Origin of the sequence: Bradyrhizobium sp. WSM3983, assembly GCF_000473045.1 — a bacterium.
Lineage (GTDB): Bacteria > Pseudomonadota > Alphaproteobacteria > Rhizobiales > Xanthobacteraceae > Bradyrhizobium.
The window spans coordinates 75546-91672 of record NZ_AXAY01000002.1 but is presented as its reverse complement, the minus strand read 5'-3'; the positions used below and the strand labels follow the sequence as shown (position 1 = coordinate 91672).

At 64.3% G+C, this 16127-nt stretch carries 10 protein-coding genes; 5 read left to right on the top strand and 5 right to left on the bottom strand.

Features of this window, described 5'->3' with window-relative positions:
• Positions 1 to 17 precede the first annotated feature (17 nt).
• Positions 18 to 1043 (bottom strand): AraC family transcriptional regulator, encoded by a 1026-nt coding sequence (locus YUA_RS0103285; RefSeq protein ID WP_084292112.1) that lies wholly within the window; start codon positions 1041 to 1043, stop codon positions 18 to 20.
• Between the two features lie 187 nt (positions 1044 to 1230).
• Here YUA_RS0103285 and YUA_RS0103280 point away from each other — a divergent pair, with 187 nt between their 5' ends.
• From YUA_RS0103280 to YUA_RS0103265, 3 genes are all read left to right on the top strand, one after another.
• A complete protein-coding gene (locus YUA_RS0103280; RefSeq protein ID WP_027529369.1) occupies positions 1231 to 1680 on the top strand; it encodes a cupin domain-containing protein in 450 nt (149 codons plus the stop codon).
• Positions 1681 to 1785: 105 nt separating this feature from the next.
• Positions 1786 to 3279, top strand: a complete 1494-nt coding sequence (locus YUA_RS0103270) for an NAD(P)/FAD-dependent oxidoreductase (protein WP_027529368.1) — start codon at positions 1786 to 1788, stop codon at positions 3277 to 3279.
• 91 nt (positions 3280 to 3370) lie between these two features.
• Entirely contained in the window at positions 3371 to 4444 is a 1074-nt protein-coding gene (locus YUA_RS0103265) for a hypothetical protein (RefSeq protein WP_027529367.1), read from the top strand.
• Positions 4445 to 4464: 20 nt separating this feature from the next.
• Here the strand turns inward: YUA_RS0103265 and YUA_RS0103260 are convergent, their stop codons facing one another.
• The 3 genes from YUA_RS0103260 to YUA_RS0103245 form a co-directional block, all read right to left on the bottom strand.
• On the bottom strand, positions 4465 to 5808 hold the full coding sequence (locus YUA_RS0103260) for a cytochrome-c peroxidase (RefSeq protein WP_027529366.1): 1344 nt from the start codon (positions 5806 to 5808) through the stop codon (positions 4465 to 4467).
• 17 nt (positions 5809 to 5825) lie between these two features.
• Positions 5826 to 7484, bottom strand: a complete 1659-nt coding sequence (locus YUA_RS0103255; protein ID WP_371259868.1) for an alkaline phosphatase family protein — start codon at positions 7482 to 7484, stop codon at positions 5826 to 5828.
• Positions 7485 to 7912: 428 nt separating this feature from the next.
• Positions 7913 to 9166, bottom strand: coding sequence for a S9 family peptidase (locus YUA_RS0103245; protein WP_035970426.1), 1254 nt, complete (start codon positions 9164 to 9166; stop codon positions 7913 to 7915).
• Positions 9167 to 9425: 259 nt separating this feature from the next.
• Between YUA_RS0103245 and YUA_RS0103240 the strand changes: the two genes are divergently transcribed.
• Positions 9426 to 10607: an efflux RND transporter periplasmic adaptor subunit gene (locus tag YUA_RS0103240; RefSeq protein ID WP_027529363.1), complete on the top strand. Its 1182-nt coding sequence runs from the start codon at positions 9426 to 9428 to the stop codon at positions 10605 to 10607.
• Between the two features lie 12 nt (positions 10608 to 10619).
• Complete coding sequence (locus YUA_RS0103235) at positions 10620 to 13775, top strand: efflux RND transporter permease subunit (protein ID WP_027529362.1); 3156 nt, start codon at positions 10620 to 10622, stop codon at positions 13773 to 13775.
• On the opposite strand, the gene YUA_RS0103230 is transcribed toward YUA_RS0103235, so the two are convergent.
• Complete coding sequence (locus tag YUA_RS0103230) at positions 13772 to 16039, bottom strand: cation:proton antiporter (protein ID WP_027529361.1); 2268 nt, start codon at positions 16037 to 16039, stop codon at positions 13772 to 13774. The genes YUA_RS0103235 and YUA_RS0103230 overlap by 4 nt on opposite strands.
• Positions 16040 to 16127: the final 88 nt, after the last annotated feature.

Below are 16127 nucleotides of genomic sequence, written 5' to 3'. Positions count from 1 at the left end.
CTTTGCGACGCCTCTCGCTAGCTGATCCGCCGCCGCAGCGTTGCCGACGGCGTCTCGCCGAATTTTTCGCGGTACGCTCCAGCCATGCGGCCGAGATGGGTGAAGCCGAGATCGAAAGCGATGTCGGTGATTGAAACGTCTGGTGACGCCTGCGCGAGCCTCGCATGGAGACCAGCAAGGCGCATATCGAGCAGCATCTCCGAAATCGACACCCCGAAGTGACGGCGGAAGCCAAGCTGGAGCGCGCGGATGCCGATGCCGGACGCGCAAGCGAGCTGCACGAGGTCGAGCGGCTCATCGGCGTTTTCCGCAAGATGATCGCGCGCGGCGCGGAGTGCGCGCGGCAGACGTTCGGCTTGCCCTGAGAACGTCCTGATCGCATCCGACAAGCCGTGCCGCTGGCCGTTGAGGAGACGATCGAGCAGCGCCTCGCGCCAGTCTGCCATCGCGACCGGTGAAAGCCGGCCGGACGGCCCAAGCCGTTCGGCAAGCCTCATCAGCTCGGCAAGCCCGGCTTGCAGGTGGCGGCCGGACGGCGCGTTCAGGTCGATCGCGGGATCGAACTCGACCGCACCGGCCGCCCTGCCCGACAGCGCCGCGGCACGCTGCTCGACCATGCGACGGTCGAGCAGCAAAATCGCTTGCGCACAGTCGCGCCACATCATCCGGGTCGGAATGGTTGGCGACAGCAGGGACGCCGTCCGGTCCGGCGCGACATCGAATCCGCCAGTGCCCGCACAAATGTGGGCGGTGCCCGTGAGCGGGATTTGTACGAGGAAGAACCGGTCAAGGCAGCCCGGATCGATGCTGACCGATCCTCCGTAGGCGACGTAGTTGATGGAAAAGCCCTCGAACGCTGCGCAATTGTGCCGGGCGGAAAATCCGGAAGCGCGGGCCTGCGCCGGCTTGAGGTCATGCGGGCAGAAGATGCGTCCGATCTGCTCGGCTGCCTCGTCGACATCATCCGTCGTGACGCGGGCGAACTCCGCAAGCCTTTCGGCTTGGGACCACCGCGTGCTCATTTCCTGCACGGCTGCGGACATCATCGACCACGCTTCGCGTCACGGAATTGCTTTAAGCCTATAATAGTTCCCCGGACGCGAAAAGGGCCGCGTCGCAAAATCGTCGTGTTGCATGGCACCAGCCACCGCCGGATTCGTTTAGCGGATAGACAGACGCCCCATCGCTGGCCGAAGCTCGGTACCCGCTGGAGTTCACATGGAGGCGAGCATGACTGCACTCGAAAAGGGCATTACCGCGAACGGCACAGGCTATGGCGGCAAAACCTGGAACATCCTGGGTCAGGTCTATTTCCCCAAGGCCGTCACCGAGTCCACCTTCGCGTTCGAGACCAACAGCGATCCCGGGCAGTTCGTGCCGGTGCACATCCATCCGACCCAGGACGAGTTCATCCTGGTGCAGGAAGGCACGCTCGACCTCAAGCTCGACGGCAAATGGGTCAAGGCCCATGCCGGCGACCTCGTGCGCATGCCGCGCGGCATCCCGCACGGCTATTTCAACAAGTCCGACAAGCCGTGCCGCGCGCTGTTCTGGGTCTCGCCGATGCAGAAGCTGGAGGCGCTGTTCAACCAGCTCCACAATCTGACCGACCCCGCCGAAGTCGTGCGCATCTCGGCGCTGCACGAGGTCGACTTTTTGCCGCCCGAGGCGAACGACTAGGCAACCGCCTCCTCGTCTCTTTCATCTGCTTGCAGCTCGGCCGGCCGCGCCTTGCGGCCGAACGTGGTCGCTTGCGCGCGAAACACATTGATTGCGAGCCATCCCATGGTCAGTCCAAAGCATGTCTGCGTGATCGGCGCCGGCGTCTCCGGCCTCGCCACCGCAAAAGCGTTCTCCGCCCGCGGCCACCGCGTGATCATCGTCGAGCGCAGCGCCGATTTCGGCGGCGTCTGGGAGCCGGCGCGCTCCTACCCGGAGGTGCAGACGCAAAGCCCCAAGGATCTCTACCGCTACACGGATCGCGCCATGCCGGACTCCTATCCGGAATGGCCGACCGGGCCGCAAGTCCACGCCTATCTCGCAGACTACGCGAAAAGCTTCGGTCTCGACCGCATGCTGCGCCTCAATACTGCGGTCGCCGGCATGGCGCGGCGCGCTGACAGCAGACCGGGCTGGACGCTCGCGCTGTCAGGCAAGGACGGTACGACCACGAACGAGGATTTCGATTTCGTCGCGGTGTGCACCGGGCAGTTCAACGAGCCGCGCGAGCTGCATTGCCCGGGCGAGGACGGCTATCTCGCGCGGGGCGGGCAGATCCTGCACTCGTCGAAATACAGCGATCCCACGCTGGCGAAAGGACGCCGCGTTGTCGTGCTCGGCGGTTCGAAGTCCGCGACCGACATCGCCGTGAATGCAGTGAAATCCGGCGCGCGCGAGGTGACCATCGTGATGCGCGAGCCGGTCTGGCGCATTCCCTATTTCATCGGCGGGCTCGTGAACTTCAAGCGCATCCTCTACATCCGCGCGCAGGAGGAGATGTTTCCGGGCTGGGGCATCGGTGCGACGTCGCGGCTGGCGTACCGCATCGCCGCGCCCCTGATCTGGGCGAACTGGCGCGGGCTTGAGAGCCTGTTGAAGGCGCAGCTCAAGCTCAACCGGTGCAAGATGGTGCCGAAGGAGCGGATCGAGGACGGCGTCAACTGCTCGGTACCGATCGCAACGCCCGGCTTCTATCCGATGGTCGCCGATGGCCGCATCAAGGCCGTGTTCGGCAGCTTCGATCACTATGAAGGCGACACCATCGTGACGAGCGCCGGCGAGCGCATCAGTGCCGACGTCGCCGTACTCGCGATCGGCTACAGGCTCGGCGTGCCCTTCCTGCCGGACGCCTGTCAGGCGAAGCTGGTCGATGCGGACGGGCAGTACCGGCTCTACCGCCTGATCGCCAACCCTGACCTGCCCGACCTCGGCTTCGTCGGCTTCAACTCGTCGTTCTGCACCGTGCTCTGCGCCGATCTCGCCGCAAACTGGCTGGTGCGCTACGCTGACGGGAAACTCGCCAACCAGCCGACGGCGCAGCAGATGCGCGACAACATCGAGATGATGCTGCACTTCAAGCGCGTGGAGCGGCCGGCCGCCGGCGTCTATGGCGGCTTGTGCGTCGCGCCTTATCACTACCGCCATTTCGACGAGCTGATGGCCGACATCGGCGCAAAGACCCGGAAGCGCGGCGGACTCGCCGGACACTTCCTGCCGCCGGATGCGGATGCCTACGCCAAGTTTCTGACGTCGACGCCGGAGTACCAGGCAGCGGGATGAGATCGGGCAACCCGATTTGCGGCTCGCCAGGCCGCGGGTTTGATGTTTACGATCCCATGACCGACGAATCTCCGGGACATGGGAACCCGCCATGGGACGACGATGTCACACCGCTGCAGCCATGGCGGTGCTTGGACTGCTCCTCGCAACGCCCGTCGCGAGCCAGGCGCAAGCGCTCACGGCAACGGAATCGGACGCGCAGGCCGCCTACGATCGCGCGCTCAGCGATTTCAAATCAATCCTTGCCGAGCGGCGTCGCCAGATCGAGGCGAAACAGCCGCTGCCCAACCTGCCGGGCCAGGCGGTTTACCTCGCGCGCGTCGCGGTCATCAGCACATACAAGGATCTCACCGATGCCGTACCGTCGCGGATCGGTAAGCCGAACAAGTTCGAGATTCCTCCGGCCTATTTCGACGCCACGATCGAGCCGCTGGTCGACGAATATGCTGATCTGTTCGAGATCATGGAGGCGCCACCGGCGAGCGCGCAGAATTCGGCCACGCCGTTCAAGGACGTTATCGACCTCGCTTCAGCGATTGCGCGCGTCAAGGGGCTTGCGCCTGTTCACGCTGAAGCCGCCGGCCGCATCAGCCTCGGGCTGTTCTTTGCCGAGACCAATGGCAAGCAGAACGTCCGCAATGCGCGCTCGAACACCTATATGGGCAGCCTGCAGACCGGCCCGTCCGAGGACCGCAACGGCCAGCGCAAATGGGAGGCCATCAAGGGTGCGATCGCGGCCACCGATCCCGCGCTGAACGCGCGCGACGACAAGGAAGAGGCACGATCCCGCGGTACCGATCGCCGTTTCAATCACTGGACCAATGTGCGCGACGGCCTGATGAACGCGCATGCGGAGCTGTTTGCCGAGATCCCCGCGATCGTGAAGACGCTGCCAGATCCGATCGACCAGATGAAGCTGTTCGAGCTGATCCAGATCATCCCGACGCCGACGCGCGCGGCACTCACGTCGGGCGACCTGCTGAACTACCGGGTGTCCAATCCCACCATCATGAAGCACCTGCGCAACAACAGCATCTTCGCCTTCGGCAAGGCCGACCGGGCGCGAAGCTCAGCGAGCTTCCGCGAGATTCTCGGCGCGATGTGGCTGTTCAAACGGAAGTTCGAGAAGGCGATGGCGAAATACGCGGAAATCAAGCCACACTAGGGTCACGCCGCGCACGCGCCCTAGTTCTCCACCTTGTAGCCGTCCGTCAGCGTCTTCAGGAAAGCGATGATGTCGGCTTCCTCCTGATCCGTCATCGCCGGCTTGTCGCCGGGGCGGCGATCGAAGGGCGGATCGGTGATGTCGACATTGGCGTGATATTTTTCAGGCAGGTCGTCGTATTTCTGCACCGAGCCGTCGGCAGCGCGTCGGAACACTTTTTCCGGATTGGTATCGCGGAAATTGTAGAAATCCATCACCTGCTCGAGGGTCGAGAAAACGCCGTTGTGGAAGAAGGAATGGCGGGTCGCCGTGTTGCGCAGCGTCGGCGTCAGGAACATGCCGCAATACTGCGTCTGCTCGGCAACGTCGGTGCGTTGCGGACCGCAGACACCGAGATCGAAATAATTCGGGTCGCGATTGGCGACGAGCGAGGCATTGCGCGGCGCGCCGAGCGCTTCGTATTGATGATCAGTGAACAGCGGCGGCAAGCCGTCGCGGGTCGGCGCTGAGGTGTGGCAGCCGGCGCAGTTTGCCTTGCCGGGATCGTTGAACAATTGCAGGCCATGCAATTCGCTCTCCGACAACCGCGCCTTGCCCTCGAGCCAATAGTCGTACTTGCTGGTGTAGGGATGGAAGCTCGGCTCTTCGACCTGGTAGCGCGCAACCGCAAACATCGCTTCCGCAATCAGCAGCCCTTGATTCTTCAATACGCCGGCGCCGAACAGCTCGACGAAGCGGTTGACATAAGGCGCGCGGCGCAGCTTGTCGGCCACGATCGCCGCGCTGCCACCGTCCATCTCGTTGGGATCGAGCAGCGGAAACAGCGCCTGGTCCTGAAGCGTGTCGGCGCGGCCGTCCCAGAACAGGCCGCCCTGCGGCACGATGTTCGCCGATGCACCCGTGCCGCCCGCGGTCTTGGTGGTACGCGCGGCCTGCTGGCCGAGCGCGGCCATCTGCGCGAGGTCGATGATGTTGTCGTCGTCGCCCTTGTCAGGGCCGATGCTGAAATTCGGCTGGCGATCGAGATAGGTCAGCGACGGCACTGCGCGTGCGCCTTGTCGCGACAAATTGGCGCCGCCGAGCATCACCGGTCCGTCATTGGGCGGGCCGTAAGCGTGATCCGGGCTGTGACACGACGCGCAAGACAGCGACCCGGACGACGACAGCGAGGCGTCGTAGAAGATCTCCTTGCCGAGCAGCGCCATCGCGGACAACCGGGCGACGGGCGGACGCATGAGGCGAACCGGGTTCGGGTTCGTGCCCGCCGAGTTCGCCTCAGCAAGTCCTTGCGTCTCGGCCGCAAAGACAGCGCCGGCCAGAGCGATCAGGCCGGCGCCGAGAAGCCACAAGGCGCGGCTGTTCATTATGACGTCCCATTGGACTAGTGGTGGTGGTGCTCGTCCGTGGGGCTGACCATCACGGTGCCCGTGGTCGGATCGAGGAACAGCGCATCGATCCGGAAGTCGTGGCTGTGATCCTGGTCGAAGTCGAACAGGTCCATGAGCGATCCGGAGGTCGCATCGAACGAGCCACCGCCGAGACGCTCACCGCGCAGCCAATTGTCCTCGATGAAGCGAACCACCGAAGCCTGGGTAGTGTAGGTGTGGCTGACATAGTTGGTCTTGGCGTAGGGCGAGACCACGATCAAGGGAACGCGCGTTCCCGGACCGCAGCGGCCGTTGACCGGCTTGCCGCCGAGGCCCTTCGGCGCCGGCTGCTTGGTCGGACCAAGGCCGCACAGGCCGGGGCCGTTGACCTGATCGGCGGTCGCATCATACGAGGCGTTCTTCGGCGCAACGTACTGGTGATCGTACCAGCCGTCCGAGTCGTCATAGGTGATGATGATGGCGGTCTCGCGCCATTCCGGCTGCTTCTGGAGGAAGTTGATCAGCTCGACATTACCGGCCTGCTCATCGAGCGGGTCGGAGTTGCCAGCGTGACCGTCCTGGAAGGCAGGCATCTTGACGTAGGAGACGGCCGGGAAATTGCCGGCCTTGATCGCGGCATAGAGATCTTCGAGGTCGTAGTTGTGGTTCGCCGGGTCGACCTTGCCATTGAAGTCATGCGTGTGGCCGATCGCGTGGACCGAACTCGGCCGCGCATGGGTCGGGTTGGCCGTGGACGCGTGATACTGGAAGAAGGCGTGGTGCGGGATGTAGTCGACGATGGTGCCGTTGACATTGATCGAGAACGTGCTGCGGCCACAACCGGTGGTGCCGTTGGCATTCTTGAGCGTCAGGTCGAAGCCGCCCATGAAGCTGCCCCAGCTGATACGCTCGTCGGTGAGCAAATTGCCGATGTTCTTGCCGCCCATCAGCATTGTGCTGGTCGTGCTCGAGCAAGCGTCGTTGCCCGGATCGGTGTCGCCGGTCAGCGTGAGGCCGCCCTGGCCATCCGCGATCGACGCCGTAGTGCCGATGACAGGCTGCACGCCGTTGGTCTGGCCACCGACGACTTCCAGCACGCCAGGCGTCGACGGACCGAAGGTGTCGGTCCAGTTGTTGTCGCTCATGGCGAAGTGCTGAGCGTAGTTCCAGAGCGCGGTGGTGGTGTTGCCATCGAAGTAGCCCATCACCTGGCCGTTGGTGCCGAACGCGCCGGCGCCGCCGGCGGTGCCGCGGCCGGTGAATTTCGGGAACAGGTCTTCCTTGCCGTTGTCGACGGCCTGCTGCTCGGGCGTATAGGCGTGGTTCTGCGAGCGCGTGTTGGCCTGGGTGCGGTCGAGGCGGAACGGGTCCGTCGCGCCGGTGCCGTTGGCCGGATTGTTGTTCGGGTTGTTCACCAGCAGATTGGCGTTGGCGAGGTTGTTGACCCGGGGCGTATGCGGCTTCGGCACGAAGGGGATCGAGCCCGAGGGATTGGCCGCGTTCGGATAGGTCGCGAAATAATGGTCGAACGAGCGGTTCTCGTTGAAGATGATCACGAGGTGCTTGATCGGCGTTTCCGTATGAATGTCATGCGGATCGCGACGGTTATCGCGATCATGGTCCTGGTCCCGACCGCGACCGAAATCGTCTGCGAGGACTGGCAAGGAACACACAAGGGCAGCCGCGGCCGCGAAAATCGCAGCCGTCGTCAAAAATCTGGATTTCATTTTTGTTACCCCGAACGAGTGAGGCCGCAAGCCTAGCGATCACGGGTGACAGAGCTGTGTCAGTTTGACGCAAGAGACATTTTGCGCAGTTGTCGGGACAAAAGTTTTAGAGGTGCCCACTATCGGCAATTATTCCATGCGTGGAATAAAAAATTGCGGTTCCACGCCGGTGGCAGAGGCGAAGATCGGCCATTGGCGCCAGGACATGGTGTGTAGTCGAAGGACTCCAAATATGTCGTCGCCCAATGCATGGTCGAGAGCGAGCTTGTCGCCTTCTCGTTCGACGGCAAGGCGCTGACCAAGACATCCACGTTCAAGATGCAGGTGAGCCCCGCGGGAATCCGCGCCGCCGAGCCGTAAGGCGTCCGCTGAAATTATCGGTCGAGTGAGGTGAGGTACTGGTCGGCGGCCGCGCGCCAGCGCTCGGGATAGAGCCGTAGCAAATGGCCGTCGCCGGGAACACCGTGCAGCAGCTCAAAGCGTGCGTTGCCGCCGGTTGCCGCGAACGCCTGCTGATATTGGCGGATCAGGTCTTCCTTGTAGAGGCGGTCGTTGTCGGCATAGAGCCAGAGCTGCTTGACCTTGTCGGCCGCACCGCGGCCGGCATTCGCGTAATAGTGCGTGGTCACCGGTCCATACGGATACCAGCCGCCGCAGAAGTTCACCACGCCCATCACCTCGCCGGGCTTAAGGCCGGCGTAGTGCATGGCGAGGAAGCCGCCGCGCGACTGGCCGGCGAGCAGCACCTTGCCCGGTTTGACGCCCCGCAGCGTACGGCCATAGGCGATCGCCGACTCGAGATCCTCGACGGCCTCGGCGACACCGGCCGAGACGTCAATCAAGCTGCCGTCGTATTCGCGTCCGAAATTTTCCTCACCATTGACGCCTTCGGAGTTGCCGCGTCCTCGGCGCATCAGCACCAACACGGCAAACCCGTTGTCGCGCAGCCAATGCGCCTCGGTCGAAAACGACCAGGACCTGAGCTGATTCCGACCGACGTCGGATCCGTGGGTGAAGATCGCGAGCGGTGCTGGCCCCTGCCCCGACGGCGGATAGAACGTGCCCTCGAGCGTGATCGGACGCGCGCCATCGGGCGTTCGAACCGTGAGATGCGGAATCCGGACGCGCTCGCCAGGCCACGGCCAGTCGTTCGGCCGATCGCCTGCAGCAAGATGCGCCGGGTCGGCGCGGACCAGCGTCCCTGATGTGACGGCGCCATTCTTGAGCGTGGCTGTCATGTACAACCGGTCGGGGCCATCGAAGGCATAACGGAAGATGCGAAACCCCGTCATGGTCAGCACGCCATCCACGACCGTCGCCTGGTCGCGCCACCATTCGCGATTCATGCCGTTGAAGGCCGAGTCCGACCGGGCGAAGACGAGGTCTGCATGACCCTCAGCCCTCACGTGCTCGACCACGAGGATGTGCCTGTCGTCCTGCCAGGTCCCGATCCACGCGCCCTGAAAGCGGGCGATCTCGGGCGGCACGTCGGGCGCCGGCGGCTCCATCTCGAACCCCGGCGGCAACGGGACGATGGTCTCGGGATCGACCGTCAGCGGTTGGGCCTGGGCGCTTTGCATCATCAACACCAGCAACAATATCGCGGCTGCAATCCAACGTCCAAACATGTGCGCCCAATCGAAATCCAAGCAGCCGGAAGGAAAGACCTATTCGGTGCGGATCGGCAGATCCTTGCGCCCATCGCGCGGCGTTTGGCACAATTCTGGTCGATCATGCACACGATGAAAAGCGATTTGTCATGACAAACCTGTCAAAGGCCACGCCACCCTCTGCAGAAGGGCTGTGACTGCCATGGCTATGGTGTTCCACGGCCGGGCATTTGTTGGTAGCCTGCCGCACCGACAGACAGCTATCGGGGGCCACCGAATGACTTGCGCGAATCCCGCTCGACGCTATGGACAGTGGAGACATCTTGGTCTGACGCTGGCCACGACAGCGGCCGTGGTCGCGCTCGCCGGCTGCGAGGACAAGAACGCTTTTGTGGCGCCGCCGCCGCCGAAGGTGGACGTCGCAACGCCGGTGCAGCGCCCGATCACCCGCTATGTCGAGGCCACCGGCAACACCGCGCCGATCAAGAGCGTCGATCTCGTCGCCCGCGTGCAGGGCTTCCTGCAATCGCAGGACTATCAAGACGGCACCTTCGTCAAGCAGGGCACCCAGCTGTTCACGATCGAGCCGGAGACCTACAAGCTGAAGCTGGATCAGGCGCAGGCGGCCGAGGCGGGCGCGCAAGCGTCGCTCAAGCAGGCGGAAGCCGACTTCAGGCGACAGAGCGACCTGGTGCAGCGGCAGGCCGTGTCGCAAGCCACGCTCGACACCTCGACGTCGACCCGTGACAACGCCCAGGCCAATCTCCAGCAGGCCCAGGCCAATACCAGGATTGCGGAGGTCAACTACGGCTACACCAAGGTGAGCGCGCCGTTCGATGGCATCGTCAGTGCGCACATGGTCTCGATCGGCGAGCTCGTCGGCGTCTCCTCCCCGACCCAGCTCGCCACCATCGTTGCGATGGATCCGATCTATGTGAACTTCACCGTCAACGAGCAGGACGTGCTGCGCATCCGCGCCGAGGCCGCGCGCCGCGGGCTGATTGCCGCCGACCTCAAGCAATTCCCGATCGAAATCGGCCTCCAGACCGAGACCGGTTATCCGCATGAAGGCCACCTCGACTACGTCGCCCCGACCCTGAACTCATCTACGGGCACGCTCGCGGTGCGCGGCCTCGTGCCCAATGACAAGCGCGTGCTGCTGCCCGGCTATTTCGTCCGCGTCCGCGTGCCCTTCACCCAGGAGAAGGACGCCCTTCTCGTCCCCGACACCGCGCTCGGCAGCGACCAGGGCGGCCGCTATCTCCTCGTCGTCAACGCCGACAACGTGGTCGAGCAACGCAAGGTGCAGATCGGTCCGGTCGACAACGGCCTGCGCGTGATCGAAGGCGGGCTGAAGCCGGACGACCGCGTGGTGATCGCGGGGCTGCTGCGCGTGATCCCGGGCCAGAAGATCGACCCGCAGGTGACGAAGATGGACCAGCCCCAGGCGTCCAGGTAGGAGCCGCCGGTCATGATCTCAAAATTCTTCATCGAGCGGCCGGTCCTCTCGAACGTCATCGCGCTCCTGATGATCCTGATCGGCGGCGTTGCGCTGTTCAACCTCGCGATCGCACAATATCCCGACGTGGTGCCGCCGACGGTACAGGTCACGACGCGCTATCCCGGCGCCAGCGCCAAGACCGTGATCGACACCGTGGCGCTGCCGATCGAGCAGCAGGTCAACGGCGTCGAGGACATGCTCTACATGCAGTCCTACAGCGGCTCCGATGGCACCTATACGCTGACGGTAACCTTCAAGATCGGCACCGACCTCAACTTCGCGCAGGTGCTGGTGCAGAACCGCGTCTCCAGCGCGCTGTCGCAATTGCCGTCCTCGGTGCAGAACCAGGGCGTCACCGTGCAGAAGCGGTCGACCTCGATCCTCTTGTTCGTGACGCTGACCTCACCGGACAAGACGTTCGACAGCCTTTACCTGAGCAACTACGCCACCATCAACCTCCGCGACGAGCTCTCGCGCCTGCCCGGCGTCGGCAACGTCACGGTGTTCGGCGCCGGCCAGTATTCGATGCGGGTGTGGCTCGATCCGAACAAGCTGCAAGTGCGCAGCCTCGTGCCGCAGGATGTCATCAACGCGATCCAGCAGCAGAGCCAGCAGGTCTCCGCCGGCCAGGTCGGCGCGCCGCCGACGCCGCCGGGGCAGGCGTTCCAATACACGCTCAACGTCAACGGCCGGCTCGACGACACCAGCCAATTCGAGAACATCATCGTCAAATCAGGCACCGGCGGCGACGTCACGCGCGTGCGCGACGTCGGCTGGGTCGAATTGGGAGCGCAGACCTACAGCCAGATCTTCTCGCTCAACAAGCAGCCGGCCGTCGGCATCGGCGTATTCCAGTCACCGGGCGCCAACGCGCTCGAGGTCGAGCAGGCCGTCGAGAAGAAGATGGTGGAACTCGCGAAAGCCTTCCCGCAAGGCATGAAATACGACACGCCGTTCGACACCACGAAGTTCGTGCAGGCCTCCGTGCACGAGGTCTATATGACCCTGATCGAGGCCGGCCTCTTGGTGCTGGTCGTGATCCTGGTGTTCTTGCAGGACTGGCGCGCGATGCTGGTGCCGGCGACCACGGTGCCTGTCACGATCATCGGCGCATTCGCCGCGATGGCCGCGCTCGGCTTCACCATCAACATGTCGACGCTGTTTGCGATCGTGCTGGCGATCGGCATCGTCGTCGACGACGCCATCGTCGTGGTGGAAGGCGCGGCGCACAATATCGAGCAGGGCCTGAACGGCCACGACGCCGCGATCAAGGCAATGGACCAGCTGTTCGCGCCGATCGTCGGCATCACGCTGGTGCTGATCTCGGTGTTCTTGCCGGCCTCGTTCCTCGCCGGCCTCACCGGGCGGATCTATTCGCAATTCGCACTGGTGATCGCGGCAACCGCGCTTCTGTCCGCCATCAACGCGGCCACGCTGAAGCCGACGCAATGCGCGTTGTGGCTACGGCCGACCGTGCCGCCCGAGCAGCGCAATTTTTTCTACCGCGGCTTCAACGCGGTCTATAACCGCGTCGAGCGCGGCTACACCCGGCTGATCACCTTCCTGGTGAAGCACGCGACGATCTCTGTCGCGTTCGCACTGATTGTGATCGGGTTCAGTGGCTACGGCCTGTCGCGGGTGCCGACCGGCTTCCTGCCGATCGAGGACCAGGGTTATCTGATCGCCGCGGTGCAGCTGCCCGACGGCGCCTCGCTGGAGCGGACCCAGAAGGTGCTCGACAAGGCCGCCGATATCATCAAGGACACGCCGGGTGTCCAGCAGGTCATCACCATCGCCGGCATCTCGGCGCTGGACAACAGCGCCAGTCTTGCCAATGCCGGCGTCGCCTACATCATCCTGAAGGACTGGGCCGCGCGCGGCAAAGGCGAGGATCTGCGCTCGCTGGTCTATGGCCTGAATGACAAGGTCGCGACCATCATGGAGGCGCGCACGCTGGTGCTGCCGCCGCCGCCGATCCAGGGCATCGGCAACGCGGCCGGCTTCTCGATGCAAGTCGAGCTGCGCGACGGCAACAGCGACTTCGCCAAGCTCCAGGCGATCACGAGCGCGATGGTCAGCAACGGCCAGAGCCAGAGCGCGCTGCAGCGCGTGCAATCCTCGTTCCGCTCCTCGGTGCCGCAATACAACGTCGAGATCGACCGCATCAAGACCCAGACGCTGCACGTGACCACCGATCAGGTGTTCGCGGCGCTGTCGACCTATCTCGGCTCGTCCTACGTCAACCAGTTCAACAAGTTCGGGCGGGTGTTCCAGGTTTACACCCAGGCCGATCCGGCATTCCGCGTCACCGAGCGCGACATCGCCAACATGATGGTGCGCAACTCGAACGGCGACATGATCCCGATCGGCACTGTCGCCACGATCACGCCGGCCATCGGTCCGTCACTGATCAGCCTCTACAATCTCTATCCCTCCTCGACCGTCATCGGCCTGCCGGCGCAGGGCTACTCGTCCGGCCAGTCGCTCAAGTTGATGGAGGACATCGCGGACAAGACGCTGCCGCCGGGCACCGGCTTCGAATGGACCGCGATGTCCTATCAGGAGAAGGCGGTCTCCAACCAGATCTACTGGGTGTTCGGCCTGGCCATGCTACTGGTCTATCTCGTGCTCGCCGGCCAGTATGAGAGCTGGTACGCGCCGATCTCGGTGATCCTGGCGGTGCCGCTGTCGCTGCTCGGGCCGATGCTGATCCTCTCCGGCCTGAAGATCGACAACAACCTCTACTGCCAGATCGGTCTCATCCTGCTGATCGCGCTCTCCGCCAAGAACGCCATCCTGATCGTCGAGGTCGGCCTCGAGCTGCACAACCGCGACGGCAAGCCGGTCGCGGAAAGTGCGATCGAGGCGGCGCGCGCCCGCTTCCGCCCGATCCTGATGACGTCATTCGCCTTCATCCTCGGCGTGGTGCCGCTGGTGATCGCGACCGGCGCCGGCGCCAGCGCGCGCAAGTCGATCGGCATCACGGTGTTCTCCGGCATGCTGGCCTCGACCTGCCTTGCGGTGCTGTTCGTGCCGGCGTTCTTCGTGGTGGTGCAGCGCTTCGAGAACTGGCGCGCGTCGAAGAAGGTACCGAAGGCGGAGCCGGCCGCGGAGGTGAAGTCCTAGGCATTCTCCGCCGGAGCCTGCCGCGGCTCGCCGCTCGACACCAGCAGCACCGAGACTTTCGACTGCCTGAGCACGGCATCCGCAACACCGCCGAAGGAGAGGTGATCGGCCTGGATGCGGTCGACGCCCATGACGACGAGATCGACATCGGTGGTGTCGATCTCGCGCAGGATCGCAGCCTCCGGCGCCCGGTTCACGCGCAGCGTTGTGGTGATGTCGACGTCGTAGCGGGCAGCGAGATCGCTGGCGTCCTTGAGGATGCCGGCCTCCTGGCTCAGCCCGCGGGAGGCGCCGCGCTGCGCGCCCTTGTCCCGGGTCGTCGCGACATAGATCACCCGGAGCGAGCCTGATCCGGCCTGCGTCAACGCAACCGCGACCTCGGCGCCGCGCTTGGAGACGCCGCTGCCGGAGACCGGAACGAGGATGTTGAGTCGCTCCGGCATCGGCTGCTTCAGGTGCTTGCCCTTGGCTGCCACGATCGCGAGCGGGCCGTCGAATTTTGCGGCGATGTCCTCGATCTTTCGATCAAAAAGGTCCTTGGTGGCCGCGACCTTGTCGACGCCGACGACGAGGAGATCAAAACCCTTGCGCGCCTCGTCGGCGATGGTCTCGCCGAGCTCCGCGCGCCGCGCACGGGTGACGACATCGACGCTGCCGGCATCGCTGTCGGCATTGGCAGAGACGGTTTCGGCCGCCTTCTTCACGACCGCCTCGTGGCTCTCCTCCTCGTCAGGAGTCTTCTCCTGCTCCCTGGCACGCTCGCCGATATGCAGCACGGTGATCGGCAGGCCGCGCATGCCCGCGATCAGGCCGACAACGTGCGACGCAAAGGTGGCGTTGACGCTTTCGTCGACGGCCAGCAAGGGGCGTTCGAGATTGGCGACAAAGCCGCGCTTCTCGAACTCCTCCCGCTCCAGCCGCCCCTTCTCCTCCTTGTTCATCGGCAGCCTGGCGAGCGCCCCGCGCAGCATCGGCGGCATCGCCATCGTGGTCACGATCGCCATGGTCACGATCATCGTGAACAGGTTCTGGCTGAGAACGCCGATGGACAGGCCGATGGTGGCGATGATCACTTCGGTCGAGCCGCGCGCGTTCATGCCGCTTGCGAGCGCCAGCGACTCCCGCGTGCTCAGGCCGCCCAATGTGCCGCCGACAAAGGCGCCGCCGAACTTGCCGACGCTGGCGATCACGACCAAGAGGCCGGTGAGCATCAAAAGGTTCGGATCGCGCAGCACCGAGAGATCGGCGCTTAAGCCCGCAAGGCCGAAGAACACCGGCATGAAGAAGCTCGAGATCAATCCTCGCAACCGCTCGTCGATCTGCCGCGTCAGGATCGGGGACTCCCCGACCAGGATGCCGGCGACGAAAGCACCTAGCACGGTGTGGACGCCGATCAGGTGGGTGATCAGCGCCATGACGCCCATCAGCAGCAGGATCACGGTTATGACCGCCGCCGTGCTGACGAGGTTGTCGTTGGTCCAGCGGATCAGCTGAAACACCAGCCGCCGACCGATGGTGAAGCTGACCGCAAGGAAGGCGAGCGTGCCCAGCACGGCCTTCGCCACCGAGGCAATATCCGGCGTGCCCTGCGAGGCCAGGCTGAAGATCACGGCGATGATGATCCAGCCGATGGTGTCGTCGATGACCGCGGTCGCGACGATGATCTGGCCGACATTGCGGCGCATGAAATTCATCTCGCGCACGACGACGGCGACGATCTTCACCGATGAGATCGACAGCGCCGTGCCCATGAACAGCGAGGCCACGAGACGCTGCTCCGGCTTCGGCAGCAGCGCATCCGGCAGAAACTCGCCAAGTGCAAAGCCGCAGGCGAAGGGCACCAAAATGCCGGCGATCGAGATCGCGATCGCGGCTTTGCCGACCTTCCTGACCAGCTTGAGGTCGGTCTCCATGCCGGTGAGCAAGAGCAGCAGCAGAATGCCGAACTGGGCGATGCCGTCGATCATCGCCTTCTGCTCGGGCGTCTTCGGGAAGATCGCGTGCTGCGCCTCCGGCCAGATCCAGCCGAACAGCGACGGCCCGAGCAAAATGCCGGCGAGCAATTCGCCGATCACCGAGGGTTGGCCGATCCGCTGCATGATTTCGCCGAGGCCGCGCCCCACCGCGATCAGCAGCACGATCTGCGCCACCAGCAGGAATTCGGACGGACCTGCCGATTTGCCGCCCTCGGCGCTGGCCGCAATGGTGGTGAGGACAAGCGCCGCGGGGACAAGGCCGACCGGTCGGAGCAGGCTCCACTGCATGCAGGTGTCTTTCCCCCTTCACCGGGTCCCGGCAAGGTACCGGGGCCACAGCGGATAGAACCCGCGGAAGGTGGAGCGGGTTCCCGGC

Excerpts from the sequence above, each read along its gene's own strand:
- YUA_RS0103285 (WP_084292112.1), bottom strand. The coding sequence starts at position 1,043 with ATGTCCGCAGCCGTGCAGGAAATGAGCACGCGGTGGTCCCAAGCCGAA.
- YUA_RS0103245 (WP_035970426.1), bottom strand. The coding sequence starts at position 9,166 with ATGTTTGGACGTTGGATTGCAGCCGCGATATTGTTGCTGGTGTTGATG.
- YUA_RS0103270 (WP_027529368.1), top strand. The coding sequence starts at position 1,786 with ATGGTCAGTCCAAAGCATGTCTGCGTGATCGGCGCCGGCGTCTCCGGC.
- YUA_RS0103280 (WP_027529369.1), top strand. The coding sequence starts at position 1,231 with ATGACTGCACTCGAAAAGGGCATTACCGCGAACGGCACAGGCTATGGC.
- YUA_RS0103265 (WP_027529367.1), top strand. The coding sequence starts at position 3,371 with ATGGGACGACGATGTCACACCGCTGCAGCCATGGCGGTGCTTGGACTG.
- YUA_RS0103230 (WP_027529361.1), bottom strand. The coding sequence starts at position 16,039 with ATGCAGTGGAGCCTGCTCCGACCGGTCGGCCTTGTCCCCGCGGCGCTT.
- YUA_RS0103260 (WP_027529366.1), bottom strand. The coding sequence starts at position 5,808 with ATGAACAGCCGCGCCTTGTGGCTTCTCGGCGCCGGCCTGATCGCTCTG.
- YUA_RS0103240 (WP_027529363.1), top strand. The coding sequence starts at position 9,426 with ATGACTTGCGCGAATCCCGCTCGACGCTATGGACAGTGGAGACATCTT.
- YUA_RS0103235 (WP_027529362.1), top strand. The coding sequence starts at position 10,620 with ATGATCTCAAAATTCTTCATCGAGCGGCCGGTCCTCTCGAACGTCATC.